This is a genomic window from Haladaptatus sp. (assembly GCF_049589095.1).
GTDB lineage: Archaea > Halobacteriota > Halobacteria > Halobacteriales > Haladaptataceae > Haladaptatus.
On record NZ_JBAWAC010000209.1, the window covers coordinates 1 to 1,721 of the forward strand.

The 1,721-nt window shown below is 64.1% G+C and carries 3 protein-coding genes; 2 read left to right on the forward strand and 1 reads right to left on the reverse strand.

Annotated features, from left to right (window positions below):
- Positions 1 to 15: 15 nt before the first annotated feature.
- On the forward strand, positions 16 to 108 hold the full coding sequence (locus WBV42_RS06870) for a hypothetical protein (protein ID WP_423985370.1): 93 nt from the start codon (positions 16 to 18) through the stop codon (positions 106 to 108).
- A gap of 98 nt (positions 109 to 206) precedes the next feature.
- Positions 207 to 1,061: a universal stress protein gene (locus tag WBV42_RS06875; protein WP_423985368.1), complete on the forward strand. Its 855-nt coding sequence runs from the start codon at positions 207 to 209 to the stop codon at positions 1,059 to 1,061.
- A 2-nt stretch (positions 1,062 to 1,063) separates the two neighbouring features.
- Here the strand turns inward: WBV42_RS06875 and WBV42_RS06880 are convergent.
- The coding region (locus WBV42_RS06880; protein ID WP_423985369.1) for an A24 family peptidase C-terminal domain-containing protein at positions 1,064 to 1,721 on the reverse strand (658 nt) is incomplete at its 5' end.

Below are 1,721 nucleotides of genomic sequence, written 5' to 3' on the forward strand. Positions count from 1 at the left end.
GGCGTCCACGACGAAGTGCAAATCGAGCGCTTCCTCGGCCTGTTCGACGCCGTCGTCGATTTGGACCGGGATGGAAACGTCGACACCGATTTCTCGAAAGTGAACTGATACCTGTCGAGTTCAGCGACGTCGCTAACTATCTCCACTCGAAACGCTCCCCTCCCGGGAGCTAACGCTTTTGCCATCGGCCACCGTATGTCTCGAAAATGGGGGGAACGAGTGAGTATCGCATCGCCGTCGCCATCGCCGACCCCGCGAACGCCGCGCAGTTGACTCGAACCGCCGTCGATATCGCACGTGAACGGGACGGTGAGGTGCTCGTCCTGCGGGTACTCGTGACCGAGCGCCAATCGCCGTTCGCGCTCTACAACGACGACGTCATCATCCGCGAGTTCGGCGGGGAGGAACAGGAAATCCTCGACCGCGTGGTCGAAACTGCACGGGGTGCGGTCCCGGTCAGCGGGCAGTTGCTCGTCTCTTTCGACGTCGCTCGCGCACTCACGAACGCCGTCGTGGAATTCGACTGCGACGCGCTCATCGTCGGTTGGCAGGCGCGCGAACGGCCGAGCGAAATCGTCCTCGGGAGCAACATCGACCGACTCGTCGCCAGAACCCCGTCCGACGTTCTCGTGGAGAAAATCGGCCCTGCGGACGGCGTGGATTCGATCCTCGTCCCCGTCGCCGAAGGCCCACATGCCGAACTCGCGGCGGACGTCGCCCGTGCCATCGCGGTGGCGAACGATGCGGAAATCAACCTCCTCCGTGTCGGAGCGGAGGACACGACGGCCGAGCGATTGCTCGCCGGTATCGCGGCCCGCGTGGCCCCCGCGGACGTGGACCGGGAGGTTCGAACCGGATCAGTCACCGACACCGTGGTCGAAGAAGCGTCGAATCACGACATCACGATTCTCGGCTCGACGCGACAAGGGATGCTCCGACGGCAACTCGTCGGATCGGTTCCGCAAGCCGTCGGCCGACGCGCGGATACGACCGTCATCATCACTCGTCGAGAGGTCGGGATTCGGCCACGGCTCACGCGATTGGTTCGTGAAACTCTCTGAAATCAGATGGTCGCCAGTCCGAGGACGGCCAGCACGCCCGACAGGATGTCGCCGTAGCCCAACGCGACGACGAGTCCGACGAACAGCGGGACGATGAACGGGATTCCCGGCGACACCCACATTTCGTCCTTCGTCACCAGCACCTCCAACCCGTCGCGGAGCTTTTTCGGCGTCGTCCCGTAGGCTCCGTGGTCGATGCTGTCGAGGAAGTGGGCGGCACCCCACGGGTCCTCGTAGCCGCCCGATTCTATCGTCGGTTCGCGTTCGATCACCGTCCCGCCGTCGGTCACCATACCGTCAGTTGGCGGGTTCGATTTCGCGGGCAGGCTTGCCGGGTCACGCAGGTCGTTCGCTCCGTTCCTGAGGTCGGCCAGCGTCGCCCCGCGCCACCGCAGATACATCCGAATCGCGTCCAAATCCACGCCGTTACGGGTCACCCCGTCCGGCGTCTCCAGCAGTCGGCCGTGGGCCGTCGGGATTTCGTCCCAGTCCACGACTCGACCGACGAACATCACCGACGAAAGCCGTCCGGTGGCGAAGTTCGTGACGAACAGCGCGGCGGGATACAGCGCCCCGAGCAACACCGTATTCGTCAGGATCGTCAGCGAGAACACCCCGAGGACGGTTCCCTGTACGGGATACGTTTGACTGCCGAGGTAG

Excerpts from the sequence above, each read along its gene's own strand:
- WBV42_RS06875 (WP_423985368.1), top strand. The coding sequence starts at position 207 with ATGGGGGGAACGAGTGAGTATCGCATCGCCGTCGCCATCGCCGACCCC.